Here is a 15,995-nt window from a genome sequence, read left to right as displayed (position 1 = left end):
AGCCTGGGAATAAATACCCATAGGATCTGCCTCCAATTCTCCAATTCTCCAATCTAAAATCTAACATTGTTTAATGGCGCAAGTTGTATTAGAAAATATCTACAAAAGTTTTCCGCTCCGCCAAGGAGAACAGGAAAAAGAAGCAAACACCGTGGCAGAAAGTGTCTCGCCTCTAGCCGATCGCCCTTCGTCTAACAGCGTTTTGCGACGCATTAACCTAACGGTCGAAGATGGGGAATTCATGGTGCTGGTGGGGCCTTCTGGCTGCGGAAAAAGCACTTTGCTGCGATCGATCGCCGGTTTGGAAGTTTTGACGGCCGGCAATATTTGGGTTGGCGATCGGCTGGTTAACGATTTGCCTCCTAAAGACCGAGATATCGCTATGGTATTTCAAAATTATGCTCTCTATCCTCACTTAACAGTTTACGATAATCTCGCCTTTGGATTGCGCCGCTCGGAAAGGGAGAAAGAAGAAGGAAGAAGAAAGAAGGAAGAAGGAAGAGGGAAGAAAGAAGAAGGAAGGGGGAAGATACAAGGAGAAGAAGGACGCCTCCCGAAGATAGAAAAAATTAGGAAGAAGGTAGAAGAGGTTATTAATGATTTAGCTTCTAATTATTTTAAAAATCCTCTAAGTTATCCTTTGTTTGAGGACTTTTTAGGAGGAGCGACTCGCAAGTTGCCTCCGGGTTTGCGCTATTTGTCGGAACGGGAAAAGGCTGTAGGAAAACGAGTGCGAGAGGTAGCTGAATTATTGCAAATAGAATCTCTTTTAAATCGCTTGCCAAAACAACTTTCGGGAGGGCAAAAGCAGCGGGTAGCTTTGGGTAGGGCTATGGCTAGAAATCCTGAAGTTTTTTTGATGGACGAACCGTTATCGAATCTGGATGCGAAATTGAGGGCGGAAACTCGATCGCAAATTGTGCAGTTGCAGCGACAGTTGGGAACTACAACTATTTATGTAACTCACGACCAAACTGAGGCGATGACTATGGGCGATCGGATTGCTATTATGAAGGTTGGCCAGATTCAGCAAGTAGCTCGACCTCTAGAGCTTTACAACAAGCCGGCTAATCTGTTTGTTGCTGAGTTTATCGGTTCTCCGCCGATGAATTTTTTGGCGGTGGAATTTAGTGCTCCGCTGTTGATTTCTCACCCGCAATTTCGCTTTACTTTACCCGATATTTGGGCAAAAAGTCTACAACAATATGACGGGCGAGGGCTAATTTTGGGCATTCGGCCGGAACATCTGAGCATTAACCCTCCGGCTACCAAAAATCTTTCGGTACAAGTGGAAATTGTAGAGGCTTTGGGACACGAAACTTATTTGGGGGTTTGTTTGACGGATGCTCCAGCGGTGCGGATGCAAGTGCGGGTTCCTCCTGAGCGATCGATCCGAGTTGGCGAGGAGCTTTGGTTGGCAATCGCCCATGACAAAATTCACTTGTTCGACCCTGATACCGAGTTGGCTATTTTTCCTGTTAGGTAAAATCATCAAGGTCGATCGACCGTTATGACCGATATCAGTAATCACAAGCTTGCATTTTGATCGAGGAATGTTATATTTATTTACATAAGCCTTACACAAGTTAACGAAAGGAGTTCGCACTATGCAAGAACAAAAACGCAACGCTTGGAACTGGGGCTTCAGCGAAGGAGCCGAAAATTGGAACGGTCGTTTGGCGATGATTGGTTTCTCTGCCGCTGTCATCATCGAATTGGTTTCCGGTCAAGGCCTGCTTCACTTTTGGGGTCTGATGTAATTTTATAGTTAAGAATTTTGTGACAATGCAAAGCTTGGGAGTTCCGTAACGGACTCCCAAAATTTTTGCAACCCGATTTCGGCAGCAAATAGCCACTTGCTCTGGGTTATTAGCAGCACAAAATTTAACCGCTATAACTCAAACCGGGGCGGGGGGTCTCCCCCCCAAAAAAAAGAGTGCGAATCACTCTTTTGGGTGATGCTAGCAAATTACTCTAGCGGATATATTCCTTTAAGATGCTGTTGCGGTTGGGATGGCGCAACTTCCGCAGGGCTTTAGCCTCAATTTGGCGAATCCGCTCACGAGTGACGTTAAAGATTTGACCAATTTCCTCCAAGGTCTTCATCCGTCCGTCATCTAAGCCGTAACGCAGCCGCAGTACATCCCGTTCTCGGGGGCTGAGAGTATCCAAAACGCTTTCCAAGTCTTCCCTGAGCAAGTTTTTCGAGACTTGATCTTCTGGCGTTTCCCCGTCAGATTCAATAAAGTCTCCCAGACGTGAGTCTTCCTCTTTACCGATCGGAGTTTCTAAAGAGATGGGCAACTGTGCGGACTTAGCAATGAACCGCAACTTCTCGATCGTCATCTCCATGCGGGTAGCAATTTCTTCTTCCGTAGGCTTGCGACCCATTTCCTGAGACAGGAGTTTGGTAGTTTTCTTGATCCGCGAAATGGTTTCGTAAAGGTGAACCGGCAGGCGGATAGTGCGCGATTGGTCGGCAATTGCTCGGGTGATGGCTTGACGTATCCACCAAGTTGCATAAGTAGAAAACTTGTAGCCTTTTTCGTGATCGAATTTTTCAGCAGCCCGGATCAGACCCAAAGAGCCTTCCTGAATCAAATCTTGGAAAGACAAACCGCGATTCATGTATTTTTTGGCGATCGACACCACCAAACGCAGGTTTGATTGCACCATTTTTTCCTTTGCCCGACGGCCGACGTGGAGTCGGTGACGGAATGCAGGAAGTGCCATATCTACAGCATTTGCCCATTCGCTGTCTTTGGGTTCGCGGTTATACTCTTCGAGCAGTTGTTCTCGAACTCGCTCTAATTCCAGCAAATCTGCAATCTTGCGCGCTAGTTCAATCTCTTCGTCAGCTCGCAGCAGTCGAATCCGACCGATTTCTTGCAGGTAAAGACGAATAGAGTCTTCAGTATAATGCTTTTTCTTTGCCTGTGCCCGACGGCGGGCTTTGGCGCCTTTGCCAGATTTAGGGTCTTCCTCAGATTGAGAGTCTAAGAATTCTTCTCGATCGTCTTCTTCGTCGATAAAGAGTTCTAACTCGCTCTCAGGTAGAACGCTTTCGGCGCCCCGAAGCAACTCGATTGTTTCCATGTCCGGTGTAATTGTGGTTTCGAGTACGGTGTTAGCCTGGATCATGCCGTCTTCCTCATGCTCCTGAATTAAAGAATAAATAACAGTGGAATAGTGTCTGTTTGTAGTTTAGACAAGTTAGCCAGTATTGACATTCCCGCAGGAAAAAATAGTGGGATTTTCGGTCTGCTAGCTGAATCTGTTACCGAAACTGCACCAGTTTTATGAGTCAAAGTTCGAGTTCGGGTTTGAAGCAGTCAGCGCATTCAATCGATCGCAGATTTTAACATCGCGGCCTTAAATTGAGCTGGCGGCTTTTTCTTTCGGAGCGAGTTACCACATCATCTGCAATACCTTGCCCAGAGAAGCAAACCATGAACTACGATCGATCGCACTTCCAAAAATACTGGCTTTTTTACTCGGTACTTCGAGTTTGTACCCGTACAAGTTTTCCGGCACGGAACCCTCTAACTTTTGTATTCGAGGTGTCGAACTTTTGATTCGCCTTGCTTTACTCGGGTTGTCGGACATGACAGTTGCGCGGCAAATTTTCGCCACCTTGGATGTCGGTCTGCTGCCTCAAATGCAACAGCAGAGGGTTGAAGCACCAAACCGGGAGAATCGGATCTTGCAAAGACCTTCCCGATTGTAGCCTTTCTCACAAAAAATGGAAGTTGTTTTCCATTGTTGGTCAAGAACTAGGAAAACTCTGTCAGCTTAGCTTGACAATACTAACTTATGTCCGGCTTTGCTAAATCCTGAGAACGGCCCGCAAAAACTTTGGCACGATCGAACGGCGCTGTTTTCTGCGTATATCTGGGTGAACGGCTGCGGCGTAGTTGGCCAGACAGTTAGCAGACAATTTTTCAGTTGCCCAAATTGGAACCAATACAATCCGTGTAGATACACCCATCATTACCCTGTTTCCCTGAATTGAATCATACGCAATCTGCGATTGAATAAAGCTCGTAGCTTTAGTTTTAAGCCGGCAACTCTGGATTAGAGACCGACTCTGACCCCCAATGAAGCGTTGCGGGTTGAGTAATGCAACAGGGGCTTTCATTGTTAAGTTAGCTCAAATCTCAGAAATTGGGTTTAATTTTGATGTTAAATCACATTAAGTTCTTAACGTCACATTCTTATTTAAGCAGTTCTACACGAGTTTGTCGCGTCAGTGGCCAAAACCACCAGGATAAATTCTACTGAGAGTTAACGCGCCGCGCAACTCTCGGCTGCGGATTTCTCTAAATTTTTTGGCTTTCGGTTCGCACTTGCGCGATCGCACATACTCACAAGCAACACACTTTGCCATCTCCCGGAAGTATAACTTCACGATTACTTTAAATATATCGTGACCGTGTGAAGATTCCATAAAGCCTCTCAATCAATTTTAGGTAGCATTCCCGAATTGTCTTGATAATTTCAAGCAGACGAAACAAAAGCCACAGCGGGCGTTGCTGCAACAGTCGGCCGACGATAACTCTGCCAGGGAAGAAAAATTTACCCAGTTAGCGATGTGCTTGTTATTGTTAGAGAAGGCATAAGCTGCAGGATACACTTAAAGCAGTGGAACGGTAGGAAGTTGGTGCGATGCTCAAAATTTTGTTATTATTTACAGCGTGTCATCAGAAAGCACAGAGCCTTGCTTTATCCTCTACTCGGGTTTAAATTATGTGGCTTGACCTTTAGGAAATGAAGCTATCAAGAAAAATTTCAGCTCCGTGTCTATATAGACAACCCAACGAAGGTTTACTAGAAATAATTCACCTTCTTGAGAGAAAGATTTAGTAATTAATCGGGCCGAGATTACCATCTCTTTATAGCGCCTGTTTGTAGTCAGGACTTCAGTTTTTTGTATATTTGTGAATAAGCACTAAAGTCCTGACTGCGAACTTAATTTAACCGCGAGACAAATTACTGCTGATTCCGCAAGCGAGGGTTAACAAACTCGTTTAATCCTTCCCCCACCAAAGACAGTCCCACCACCATTAAAGTCATCGCCAAACCGGGAAACAAAGCCGTCCACCAAATGCCAGTAGGTAGCGCATCTAAAGCTAAACGCAAGTCGTGTCCCCATTCAGGAGTTGCTTCGGGAAGTCCTAATCCGAGAAATCCCAAACCTCCTAATGTTAATATTGCATCGGCAGCGTTGAGCGCAAACAGCACAGGTACGCTCTGAATCACATTCAGAAACAGGTAGCGCGAAAGCACTGTCCAAGTGTCAGCACCCATTGCTCGCGCGGCTTCGACAAATAATTCTGTTTTGACGCTGACGGTGTGATTCCTGACGACGCGGTAGTATTGAGGAATGTAGGAAATGCTCAGGGCGATCGCAGCATTCAAAACTCCTTTTCCCACTACAAACGCTAGCGTCAAAGAAAGCAGCAGCCCCGGCAAAGTATAAATTGTATCCATTAAAAATAACAACACTCGATCGAGCTTACCGCCCAAATAACCGCTAACCAAACCCAGCGGCACACCGATAAACAAACTCAAAGCAGTGGCTAAAATTACCACTTGCCAAGCAGCCCGAGAAGCAAACAGCGTGCGGGAAAACACATCGTAGCCGCTGCGGCTAGTACCAAACCAATAATTCGCCGACGGCGGTTCGTGGATGGGGTTAATCAAAGCCTCGGTAGGATTTTGCAGCCATCCCCAAGCTTGCATAGCTGGAGACAAGATGGCTACCAATACAAACACGGCAGTTATTGTCAAACCTGCCCACATCATTTTCATTGACAGGCTTGAGGGCGAGGCACTGTTGAGAAATCGGGGCAGTCGGAGGCGGCTTTGAGCCATAATGACGATCGACCTATATAAGACTTTTAGATTTTAGTAGCACTCAGGCGAAAAAACCCGGAACAGTCAAAAATCCTCTTTCTCATTCGCCAAACACTCGCGACAAACCGGGTTTTTTCGCGTGATGGGGGTAAAAAAAACCGGTTTCTCCCCTGCACGGGACTGGCGCGCCGGGGAGAAATCGGTTTTTTGGCAGGTGGGACGCAAGTTGAGTTTAGGTTAAATCTCTCTTGGCAAACCTCAAATCTAAAATCGATCGAATTCCTACAAATTACTCGCAATTAATTCGCGGTACTGGCTTTTCGGCTTAACTCCTTTGAGCTCAGCCACCAAATCTTTGTCTTTGAAATACTGAATCGTCGGCGTACCAATCACGCCAGCATTTTCAGCAATTTCTGGATCTTCTTCGATGTCAATTTCCACGTAGTGGATTTTGCCCTCGAACTCATCTACTACTTTGCTCAAAATCGGCTTGAGGCTGTGGCAAGGCCCACAACTCGGAGAGGCATATTTAACCACAATCAGTCGATCGCTATCGTGGAACAACTTCCGCAAAGCATAACCTCCTTCGTGGCGCGTGTCTTGGATATCAAAGTTCGCGCTGGTTTTGCGTACTTTTTGAGCTTCCGGCGCTGCGACGGGTTGCTCGGATTCCTCGGTTTGGCGGAATTCCTGAGCTAAACCATTGGACGACAGCCACCTTTCTGCCAGCATCGCCCCCATACAACCGCTACCGGCGGCGGTGATGGCTTGGCGAAACTCGTGGTCTTGCACGTCGCCGACGGCGTAAACTCCCTCGACGCTGGTTTCTACCGAACCGTGTTTGGTAACGATATAGCCTACTTCGTCGAGTTCTAACTGACCTTGGAACAGTTGAGTGTTGGGAGTGTGACCGATCGCGTAAAACAATCCCTTAACCAGCAAATCACTCTCGGCGCCGGTTTCGATATTTCTAATTCTCACCCCGTCCATTTTGCCGCCCGGTTCGCCCAAGATATCCACTGCTTCGGTGTTCCAGTGTACGGTAATTTTGGGATTGCTCAGCACCCTGTCTTGCATGGCTTTGCTGGCGCGCATTTGATTGCGCCGCACCAACATATGTACGTGAGAGCCGTATTTTGTCAAATAAATAGATTCTTCCGCTGCTGTGTCCCCCGCGCCGATTACAGCTAAATCTACTCCTTTAAAAATTGGGGTAGCGCCGTCGCAAATCGCACAGGCCGAAATGCCGTGACTCCAAAATACGTGTTCGCTAGGCAGCCCCAGCCTTTTCGCCGTCGCGCCTGTAGCGATTACTATCGTGTGGGTTTTAATTTCTCGGTCTTCCGATCGCACTGTAAACGGCCGCTGGCTCAAATCTACGTAAGTTACATCTTCTGTGTATAATTCTGCACCCCAGCGCACTGCTTGAGCTTTCATCCGATCCATGAGTTGCGGCCCGGTGATGCCTTCGGGAAAGCCGGGGAAGTTTTCTACTTCTGTGGTGGTCATCAGTTGACCGCCGGGGACGCCTCCGGCTTGGTAGCCTTCAAAGACTACGGGTTTCAGGTTTGCCCTCCCGGCGTAGATGGCTGCGGTGTAGCCTGCGGGCCCTGAGCCGATAATTACTAGGTTTTCTACGGTTTCGTTGGTCATAGCTATTTACTTAAACTCATAACGACTTCGTTTTACTAATTCTAGCAGAGTTTGATCGAGTTTGGTTTGATGCCATTGTGCGATCGAGCATCTGTATCTATTTTTGAGGGTCGATCGGTCTTCGGGGCAATTCCCGCTTGTTTTATAAGCAAAAACAATCTAAAAGTCGATTTAGTTTTAAATGTTCGATCTATTTTGATGGCTAAAATCTTAAGCAAATCTAAAGATGACCAAAATTATTGACTTCATTCTCAATTATTTTACCTATTTACTTGCTTTGAGGCTTGTGGTACGATTTTCATGATCCAGGGGCATTATGACTAATTTGACTTTTTGACGCTGAAAGCTTTTAAAATCGTAAAATTAACGAATTCGCAAATGTAATAAGTACAATTTTTTATGCAAAATTAGCATTTTATGGTTTAAGAATTGTAACGTAGATTTTGGTCGATTTGACAAAGTACATGATTTGTGGTATGTAAGGTGCGAGTTGGGGGAAATTGGATTAAGATTTTTAACCGCAGATGTGGGCGGATTAACGCGGATGAACGCGGATAAGTAAGATCGAATTTTGCTTTTTAAACTTGTGGATAAAATCAAGATATTGTTTGTGTGCAGTCAGAATAAGTGGAGGAGTTTGACTGCCGAGAAGATATGGGAGAATGTTAGCGGCTACAGCGTGCGATCGGCGGGAACGGAAAAAGGTGCAAGAATTAGAGTAACTGAGGGTCTTGTCGGTTGGGCAGATGTGATATTTGTGATGGAGAAGAAGCATGGCGATCGACTCCGCAGCAAATTCCCGGATAGTCTCGAAGGCAAGAAGCTTATTTGCCTGCAAATACCGGACAATTACCAATATATGGAACCGGAGTTAGTCGAGCTTTTGCAGGCGAAACTGAACCCCTATATGAAAATGCCAGATAACGAGATAAATTTTATGCAGCGAGTTTTGGAACCGGAAGTGATGGATTCCTTGGAAGAGGCGATCGAATACGATTCGATGGACTTTACTGAGGTTAATGCTGCTTTTGCTCAGAGTGCTGCGGCGTTGGGGCCGGTTTTTGGAAACGTTTTGGATGTGGGGACGGGTACGGCGAGAATTCCGATCGCTCTTTGTCAACTGCGGCCAGCATGGAAATTGACTTGCATCGATTTGTCTGCAAATATGCTGAAAGTCGGGGCGGAAAATGTGGAAAAGGCTGGCGCGCGATCGCAAATTAATCTCGAATTAATTGATGCTAAGGCAATGCCTTACCCTGACAACTATTTTGACATGGTGATTTCCAACAGCATTATCCACCATTTGCCCGATCCGCTGCCCTTTTTGCAGGAAGTCAAGCGGGTGTTGAAGCCGCAAGGAGCAATTTTTTTGCGGGATTTACTGCGGCCGGAAACATCAGAAATCAGGGATAATTTAGTCAATCTGTATGCGGGAGATTGCAACGCCCATCAGAAACAGTTATTCAGCGATTCGTTGCAAGCAGCATTTACGCTGGATGAAGTTGAGGAGATGATCCAAAATGCCGGATTGGATGGGTTGAGGATTTATGAATCTTCAGACAGACACTGGACGGCAGAACGTGCTTGGTGCGAGTCTTTGTAGACTGGGTACGATCGCCCGATAACAGTTCCAATGAGAATAGAAGCGCTCGCGCCTTTTCAGCTATGCGCCTTACCGTTGCGCGATCGCTTCTATTCTCCAAACTACTCTACGAGCGATCGCCCGGATCGAACACGACTATTAGGCTCGCCTCCGGCAGTAACTGCCGCAAAATGCGGATCTGAGGTCTGCATCCGACCAACTGCGAAACCGACCCACAACGCTTCTTTGTAAATTGGGAAGCAGGCGAACAATAATCCAGGAATTCAGACGCTGTTTGTAAGGCATAATCGATTCATGCTCCTTTCCAAAGGGGTTTTAGAGCCAGTCCTTGTACTTTCCACGGTTCTGGGCTGGCTATTAAACATATTGTCTAATCAATTTATTGTTTAGTCAAGATGCTTAAGCATCTTATAGAAAAAATGTGCGCTCAAAGTTATGCCGAAAAAGCCCGTTCCGCGACCAGAAGATGAAGAGTCGCATTTGAAGAAGCTCAGGGAAGAACTGGAGATGAGTCAGGAAGATTTGGCGCGAGAACTTGGCGTTTCGTCGCAAACCATCAGCCGTTGGGAGTTGGGGAAAAACGTACCCACGTTCACCGTCAAGCAGATGAAAGCTTTGGAGAAATTGCTGTCTAGCATCGGGAGGTCGATCGGCGACTTGCCAGACAATCTGTGATCGAAACGATTTTCCAATCTAAAATCTATCGGCATCTAAAATTACTCGATCGCGCCCTCGGTTTTTAGCTTGATAAAGCGCGCGATCTGCCGCTGCAATCAAGTTTTTTTGTGCCGCGGACGATCGAGGAACCGTACTCGCTACCCCCAAACTCAGCGTCACGAGAGAACACACCTCTGAATTAACGTGTTCAATTTTTAGTTCTTTGATCCACACTCGAATTTGCTCTGCAATCCAGACAGCTATTTCCGGCGAAGTCCGAGGCAAAATCACTGCAAATTCTTCGCCTCCGTAACGGGCTACCAGACTCTCGCCCGAAACTTCGCCTGTTGAGTAATTTACCGCTTCCAAAATAGCTTGGGCTACCTGCTGCAAGCAAGTATCTCCCGCCTGATGTCCATAAGTATCGTTGTATTTCTTAAAAAAGTCTACATCGCATAAAATTAAAGATATTTCTGCCGCTGCTTCCGCCAATTCTTGCCCCTTTTTCTCTAAGTATTCGTTAAAACAGTGACGGTTGGCAACCTGAGTTAAGCCATCTAAGTTGGCAAGGCGATACAATTCGGAATTAGCTGCTTTTAATTGAGAATTAGCTGCTTCTAAATCGGATTGCGTGAGGGATAAGTTATAATAAAGTTCGCTCATAGACCAAGTAGCTTGTTGGTGAATTTGGGATAAAGCTACCCACAGTTGATGCACGTCTAACAATCGGTAAACTTGAGGTTCTAACTGCACAACAATTGGCTCGTAAAGCAGTTCCGGCGGTCGCTGTACGGCTCGCTGAGCTGCCATGACAATTAAGGCTACTCCTGGTAAAATCAAAATATCGGTTTGAGCTATTTGATACAAGGCTATAATCGGTCTGCAAGCAAATATATCTACTCCGTAAGGGCGGCTCATGCGTTCCATAAATCGCCGACGCGATATCATCCCTAAAAATTCCCCATTTACGGTCAAGATAACTCCCGGAAGCAGCGGGTGAGCTTGAAAAAACCGAGCTACTTCTTTGGCGAGATATGAGGAGTCAACCTGAAAATTGAATAGATCTAGATCCTTAAGAGTAGACTCTAAAGATAAATTTTTGGGTGAGTTTTCTGCCGAGTTAGACGGCTCAATAAATTCAACAGACACAGCGCAGATCCGAATAAATAATAAAGCAGCAACGAAGCTAGTGTCAACTATTAACTTAGATTAGTATTTATTTGTTACCATTGGTTGTATTATTTACTACACTATTTTTTATAAGGGAAGAAGCTGCTGCGTTCTTTTTTGTAGCTGCACTGCCTTGATTCATGCTCACTAAATTACAGATTTATTGAATAATTCTCATTATTTCCTCAATTTTTTACTATGGGCTTTTTACGGCGTAAAAAAAACGATTTCTGCGCCAGTCCTCCGCTCAGGGACGGTGTTCACAAACTCAAAAAACCGCGTTTTTAACCCTGGGTCGAGGCTGTAACGAGGTTTTCCATAAAAAAACGTGGTTTCTGCCCCTGTTCTCAACTCAAAATTCAAAACTCAACCTTCCCTCACCACCCCCAAGTTTCTGGCCCTCCCTTAAACGGACCGACAATATCTTTGGTAATCCAGCCGCCGTAAAAATCCCCTGGTTGAGATTGCACTAATTCTCCGTCCACATAACAGGCATCCATCTTGCTGGGATAAAAAGCCACATAATCTTTAATAGCTACAAAAATCTGATTAGGATTGGGATAAAACCAAGCAGCATTTACTACTTCCTTTTCTCCCACCGTCACTGTGTAATAACCGGCTTGTCCCTTCCACTCGCACCAAGAACCCCGTAAAGTTTTGTGCAAATATTCCATTTTGATGTCATCGGGGCAGATATAGTAGGCAGGAGGGTGACTTGTCTCCAATACCCGCTGAGGACGGCGCGTGTCGGCGATCGTCACTCCATTAAAAATTATCTGTACGTGTTTGGTCGATTCCTCAAGGCGAGGGGGACGCGGGTAATCCCAAACAGACTCTTCACCAGGGCCGGGATCTATTCGATCGAATTTCATTTGCACTATCTCCCCTGCAAAAAAAACACTTAGCGACTTAGCATTACAATTTAATGTACCCTTAATCGAGTCGCTGCTTCAGACCAAACCAGCTTTTTCCAACTTTTCGTAATATGAGTATTCGCGGTATAGACGTTTCCGACTACCAGCCCAATGTCAATTGGCAAGCAGTTGCCCGGGATGGTATTACCTTTAGTTTTGTCAAATCGACCGAGGGTGCAACGTTAGTTGCCCAAAGTTTCGCCCGCAATTGGGCGGCGATGAAAGCGGCGGGGATTCAACGCGGTGCTTACCACTTTTTTCGACCTGCAAGCAGCGTTCAAGGGCAAATAGATTTGTTCTTGAAAACTGTAAAACTCGAACCGGGGGATTTGCCGCCAGTCTTGGATGTGGAAACTACAGGCGGTTTGAGTGTGGATCAATTGTGCGATCGAGCCGCAATTTGGTTAGAAGCAGTCGAAAAAGCCACCTTGATGCGGCCGATTATCTACACGTACCCCGGTTTCTGGGACAACCTGGGGACAAAACGGTTTGCGGATTACCCGCTGTGGATTGCTCACTATACCAGTGCTGAAGAACCTTGGGTTCCCGGCGGCTGGAAAACTTGGACTTTTTGGCAGTACAGCGACAGCGGCAGTGTGTCCGGCGTCTCGGGCAATGTAGACACCAATATTTTTGAAAGCGTCCGAGAAGGCGCCCTAAGTTATAAAGTTGCAGACATCCAGAGGGAATTAAGAATTAAAGGTTTTTATCAAGGCGCGATGGATGGTAAATTTGGAGCCACCACCACAGCGGCGCTCATCTCGTTTCAGAAATCCCAAGGTCTCAATCCAGACGGCATTGCCAGCCTCAAAACCTGGGCCGCTTTGATGCGAAAATCTCCCAAAGTAGTTGTCCCCCCTCCAACCCCGACTCCCGCTCCGACTCCCGCTCCCATATCAGGCGTGCGACTGACTCAGGTATTCTCATCTTATAAAGCTAGCGCTAGCCAAGATACTGCCTTAATTTGGCTGCAAAGTCAGGTTCCTACCTATGTTTTAGGGGAATTTGCTCAAAAATGGCGCGCAACTGCCTTACCTCAAGACAGTAATTTGCGATTGATAGATGTGGGCAAATTTTATCGCGGTTTAGCACAACAAGACCAAGCTTTAGATTGGCTGCAAAAACAAATTTCTCCGGCTATTATTACCGAGTTTGCACAAAAATGGCGCTCTCAATCTATTGTCACTAATGCTCCGATTCGGCTGATAGATGCGTGCAAATTTTATCGGGCAGCACCCCAGCAAAACCAGGCTTTAGATTGGCTGGAAGGGCGAGTTTCGCCGGCAATTCTATCGGAGTTTTTTCGCAGGTGGCAGAATGCCAATAAATTATAGATTATAGATCTAAGATTTTAGAGTTTAGATTGACTCTACAGAGGAATGTTGGGATTTGAGATTGATTTTAGATGGGAAATCTACTCTAAAGAGGGAGCATCTCATATTTGTAAAAACACTTTTTGTGGCTCCTTCCTTCTTCCTCTTTCCTTCTGCGTCCTGCCTCCAATTTCTAGCTTGGCTGAAAAAGTGAGATGCTCGCTCTAAAGATGAGTCTGGGGGCGATGGATTTGAGATGTGAGCTTTTTAATTGGAGATTGACTCCACAGATGAATCTGAGGTTGAAAGGCTCTATAATGGAAAAACTGGCAAATCTTGCTATTTGAGATTTGAGATTGACTCCCCATCAAAATTCGTCAAATCCTCTTCCTCTGTACCCGCATCCCCATCAAACTCTCGAACATATCTCGAACATAACAGACAATCTCTCCCTTAGCTACAGCTTACTGCCATCTTTGACTCCAAGAGAATTATCTGATAAAGTTATAGCGACTATCAAGTTTTTTTAATCTTATTGGGAAAAATCCAGGGCCGTGCCGAGTTTGTAAGCTGCGCCGAAAATAGCGCCTGCACTCCAATTACCCGCGATCGAACATTTAAAACTAAGCGGGCACCCTGTAACAATTATATCTATGGAAATCCCCTTTAACATCACCCTGTTGATGGTCATGACCGTCATCTGTGGCATCAGCGCTCAAGTTCTCGCCGCTTATTTGAAAGTTCCGGCGATCGTCTTTTTGCTGTTGTTTGGAATTTTAGCCGGCCCAGACTGCTTGGGAGTGCTGCACCCAAATCTGCTGGGCAGCGGTTTGGAAGTTATGGTATCGCTTTGCGTAGCGTTAATTCTGTTTGAAGGCGGCTTGAATTTGGAATTGCGAGATTTAGGAAAACTTTCCGGCAGCATCCGCAATTTAGTTACCGTAGGCACTTTAATTACGCTAATTGGCGGCGGAATGGCCGCACACTGGTTGGGGGAATTTCCCTGGCCGATCGCATTTTTGTATGCTTCTCTAGTAGTCGTCACAGGCCCGACAGTAATCGGCCCTTTGCTCAAACAAGTATCTGTTGACAAACAAGTCGCCGCCTTGCTAGAAGCAGAAGGCGTTTTAATCGATCCTGTCGGGGCAATTCTGGCAGTATTGGTGCTGAATATTATTTTGAACGGCAATCCTGATTTGCTGGTTTTGTTCCGAGATTTAATCGTGCGACTCTTTGTTGGCGCAGTCGTCGGAGTTGCGGGCGGTTGGTTGCTGGGATTCATTCTCAAGCGATCGCAATTTCTCTCAGAAGACCTCAAAAACTTGGTAGTTTTAGCTGGTTTGTGGGGATTTTTCGGCTTAGCAGAAGAAATCCGCAGCGAATCGGGACTGATGGCAACTGTCCTATCGGGCATCGTCCTCAGAGCCGCTGCTGTGCCGGAAGAAAGGCTGCTGAGGAGGTTTAAAGGTCAGCTCACAGTCCTGGCTATTTCCATGCTGTTCGTGCTGCTGGCGGCCGATTTATCCCTCGCTAGTGTGGTCGCCCTCGGTTGGGGAAGTTTGTTTACAGTTTTAGCTTTAATGTGGGTAGTGCGGCCGATCAACGTTTGGCTGTGTACTTGGAACAGCGGACTGAATTGGCGGCAGAAATTATTTGTTTGTTGGGTAGCACCGAGGGGAATTGTCTCAGCGTCGATCGCATCTTTATTTGCAATTTTGCTCACCCAGCGGGGAATCAACGGCGGCGACTCGATTAAAGCGTTAGTTTTCCTAACAATTATTATGACAGTTTTCGTCCAGGGACTAACGGCCGGACGGATCGCTCAACTTTTGGGAATCACCTCAAAATCCGCAACCGGTGCTGCAATTGTGGGGTCAAATCCTTTGAGCAGATTAATTGCTCGCTTGTTTCAAGAACGCGGAGAATCGGTGGCAATTATCGACACCAACCCGGAAGCTTGTGCACAAGCAGAACGAGAGGGTTTGCGGGTGTTTTTGAGCAGTGCTCTCGACCACAGCGTGTTAGAAGAAGCCGGGCTCGAATCGATGGGAACTTTTTTGGCAATGACTAACAACGGCGAGGTAAACTTAGTGTTAGCTCAGCGAGCGGCAGAAGAGTTTGCACCGCCGAGAGTTTTGGCAATATTCCCCAAAGATCCGCAAGCAAATACGCCTGCAAATAAGACTAAAATCAATCAAGCTTTTGTCTCGGATTTGTCGCTGAAGGATTGGAACGAATATTTGAGCGACGGCGAAGTGAAATTGGGGGAAACTGAGTTAAAAAGTGAGGGATTGCAGTTTCAGATTGCTCACTTGCAAGCTTTGGTTCAAGCCGGGGAGTTGGCGCCCCTACTGCTGGAAAGACAAGGATACTTGCAAGTAGTGTCGGCGACCCAGATTTGGCAAGCAGGCGATCGCATTATTTATTTGCTGTACGATCCGACACCGAAATTGTTGAAAAGATTGTCTGGTTCGTCTCAGTCTCGTTTGACTTTGGAAAAGCATCAGGTAGTTGAAGAAGTGCCGATTCCTTCTCCGGTTTTAGAGCCGGTTGTGGAGGAAGCTAAAATGGAGAAGGAAGCAGAAGTTTTGCTACCGCCAGTTTCGCGATAGGGGCAGTAAGCAGTCGTGGATCTAGATTTTCTATGGTATTAGAGTGGGAGAGGGGGAGAAGGGGAGACGGGGAGAAGATTTGAGAATTTTTGATATGGGATTGAAATATACAGCACTTCCGGATGTTATGAGGTACAGTGGCAGCAATTAGCAAACCAGTTTTTGAGATGTTTGGGATTCATTAAGTCAAGAGCCACAGCAATTATCGTATCAACCA

The 15,995-nt window shown here is 46.2% G+C and carries 14 protein-coding genes; 6 read left to right on the top strand and 8 right to left on the bottom strand.

Annotated elements, in window-relative coordinates; translation table 11 throughout:
• Positions 1-73 precede the first annotated feature (73 nt).
• Together QUA57_RS21445 and QUA57_RS21440 are read left to right on the top strand one after the other, a co-directional pair.
• Positions 74-1,486: an ABC transporter ATP-binding protein gene (locus QUA57_RS21445; protein ID WP_333063485.1), complete on the top strand. Its 1,413-nt coding sequence runs from the start codon at positions 74-76 to the stop codon at positions 1,484-1,486.
• Positions 1,487-1,607: 121 nt separating this feature from the next.
• Positions 1,608-1,760, top strand: coding sequence for a chlorophyll A-B binding protein (locus tag QUA57_RS21440; RefSeq protein ID WP_172186457.1), 153 nt, complete (start codon positions 1,608-1,610; stop codon positions 1,758-1,760).
• A gap of 214 nt (positions 1,761-1,974) precedes the next feature.
• Here QUA57_RS21440 and rpoD read toward each other — a convergent pair whose 3' ends face one another.
• The 6 genes from rpoD to trxB all read right to left on the bottom strand — a co-directional run bounded on the left by rpoD (position 1,975) and on the right by trxB (position 7,509).
• The gene (gene rpoD / locus QUA57_RS21435) at positions 1,975-3,141 is read right to left on the bottom strand and encodes an RNA polymerase sigma factor RpoD (protein WP_333063484.1); all 1,167 of its coding nucleotides are present in this window, start codon (positions 3,139-3,141) and stop codon (positions 1,975-1,977) included.
• 267 nt (positions 3,142-3,408) lie between these two features.
• Positions 3,409-3,606 (bottom strand): hypothetical protein, encoded by a 198-nt coding sequence (locus QUA57_RS21430; RefSeq protein ID WP_333063483.1) that lies wholly within the window; start codon positions 3,604-3,606, stop codon positions 3,409-3,411.
• Positions 3,607-3,826: 220 nt separating this feature from the next.
• Complete coding sequence (locus tag QUA57_RS21425) at positions 3,827-3,991, bottom strand: hypothetical protein (RefSeq protein WP_333251313.1); 165 nt, start codon at positions 3,989-3,991, stop codon at positions 3,827-3,829.
• Positions 3,992-4,246: 255 nt separating this feature from the next.
• A complete protein-coding gene (locus QUA57_RS21420) occupies positions 4,247-4,447 on the bottom strand; it encodes a hypothetical protein (protein WP_333063481.1) in 201 nt (66 codons plus the stop codon).
• 542 nt (positions 4,448-4,989) lie between these two features.
• A complete protein-coding gene (locus QUA57_RS21415) occupies positions 4,990-5,874 on the bottom strand; it encodes an ABC transporter permease (RefSeq protein ID WP_190660478.1) in 885 nt (294 codons plus the stop codon).
• A gap of 264 nt (positions 5,875-6,138) precedes the next feature.
• Positions 6,139-7,509: a thioredoxin-disulfide reductase gene (gene trxB / locus QUA57_RS21410; protein ID WP_333063479.1), complete on the bottom strand. Its 1,371-nt coding sequence runs from the start codon at positions 7,507-7,509 to the stop codon at positions 6,139-6,141.
• A 586-nt stretch (positions 7,510-8,095) separates the two neighbouring features.
• On the opposite strand from trxB, the gene QUA57_RS21405 reads away from it, so the two are divergent.
• Together QUA57_RS21405 and QUA57_RS21400 are read left to right on the top strand one after the other, a co-directional pair.
• Complete coding sequence (locus tag QUA57_RS21405) at positions 8,096-9,112, top strand: methyltransferase domain-containing protein (RefSeq protein ID WP_333063478.1); 1,017 nt, start codon at positions 8,096-8,098, stop codon at positions 9,110-9,112.
• A gap of 435 nt (positions 9,113-9,547) precedes the next feature.
• Entirely contained in the window at positions 9,548-9,787 is a 240-nt protein-coding gene (locus QUA57_RS21400; protein ID WP_333041566.1) for a helix-turn-helix transcriptional regulator, read from the top strand.
• A gap of 18 nt (positions 9,788-9,805) precedes the next feature.
• Here QUA57_RS21400 and QUA57_RS21395 read toward each other — a convergent pair whose 3' ends face one another.
• Together QUA57_RS21395 and QUA57_RS21390 are read right to left on the bottom strand one after the other, a co-directional pair.
• Positions 9,806-10,918 (bottom strand): diguanylate cyclase, encoded by a 1,113-nt coding sequence (locus QUA57_RS21395; RefSeq protein WP_333063477.1) that lies wholly within the window; start codon positions 10,916-10,918, stop codon positions 9,806-9,808.
• 398 nt (positions 10,919-11,316) lie between these two features.
• Positions 11,317-11,811, bottom strand: a complete 495-nt coding sequence (locus tag QUA57_RS21390; protein WP_333063476.1) for a DUF427 domain-containing protein — start codon at positions 11,809-11,811, stop codon at positions 11,317-11,319.
• A 113-nt stretch (positions 11,812-11,924) separates the two neighbouring features.
• Between QUA57_RS21390 and QUA57_RS21385 the strand changes: the two genes are divergently transcribed.
• Together QUA57_RS21385 and QUA57_RS21380 are read left to right on the top strand one after the other, a co-directional pair.
• Complete coding sequence (locus QUA57_RS21385; protein WP_333063475.1) at positions 11,925-13,187, top strand: GH25 family lysozyme; 1,263 nt, start codon at positions 11,925-11,927, stop codon at positions 13,185-13,187.
• Positions 13,188-13,819: 632 nt separating this feature from the next.
• On the top strand, positions 13,820-15,778 hold the full coding sequence (locus tag QUA57_RS21380) for a cation:proton antiporter domain-containing protein (protein ID WP_333063474.1): 1,959 nt from the start codon (positions 13,820-13,822) through the stop codon (positions 15,776-15,778).
• The last annotated feature ends 217 nt before the right edge of the window (positions 15,779-15,995 follow it).

It is taken from the genome of Microcoleus sp. Pol7_B2, from assembly GCF_036701035.1.
GTDB lineage: Bacteria > Cyanobacteriota > Cyanobacteriia > Cyanobacteriales > Microcoleaceae > Microcoleus.
This window is presented reverse-complemented; position numbering and strand designations above follow the sequence as displayed.

Coding starts and splice junctions, on each gene's coding strand:
- QUA57_RS21380 (WP_333063474.1), top strand. CDS start 13,820: ATGGAAATCCCCTTTAACATCACCCTGTTGATGGTCATGACCGTCATC.
- QUA57_RS21440 (WP_172186457.1), top strand. CDS start 1,608: ATGCAAGAACAAAAACGCAACGCTTGGAACTGGGGCTTCAGCGAAGGA.
- QUA57_RS21400 (WP_333041566.1), top strand. CDS start 9,548: ATGCCGAAAAAGCCCGTTCCGCGACCAGAAGATGAAGAGTCGCATTTG.
- trxB (WP_333063479.1), bottom strand. CDS start 7,509: ATGACCAACGAAACCGTAGAAAACCTAGTAATTATCGGCTCAGGGCCC.
- QUA57_RS21430 (WP_333063483.1), bottom strand. CDS start 3,606: ATGTCCGACAACCCGAGTAAAGCAAGGCGAATCAAAAGTTCGACACCT.
- QUA57_RS21390 (WP_333063476.1), bottom strand. CDS start 11,811: ATGAAATTCGATCGAATAGATCCCGGCCCTGGTGAAGAGTCTGTTTGG.
- rpoD (WP_333063484.1), bottom strand. CDS start 3,141: ATGATCCAGGCTAACACCGTACTCGAAACCACAATTACACCGGACATG.
- QUA57_RS21445 (WP_333063485.1), top strand. CDS start 74: ATGGCGCAAGTTGTATTAGAAAATATCTACAAAAGTTTTCCGCTCCGC.
- QUA57_RS21415 (WP_190660478.1), bottom strand. CDS start 5,874: ATGGCTCAAAGCCGCCTCCGACTGCCCCGATTTCTCAACAGTGCCTCG.
- QUA57_RS21420 (WP_333063481.1), bottom strand. CDS start 4,447: ATGGAATCTTCACACGGTCACGATATATTTAAAGTAATCGTGAAGTTA.
- QUA57_RS21425 (WP_333251313.1), bottom strand. CDS start 3,991: ATGATGGGTGTATCTACACGGATTGTATTGGTTCCAATTTGGGCAACT.
- QUA57_RS21385 (WP_333063475.1), top strand. CDS start 11,925: ATGAGTATTCGCGGTATAGACGTTTCCGACTACCAGCCCAATGTCAAT.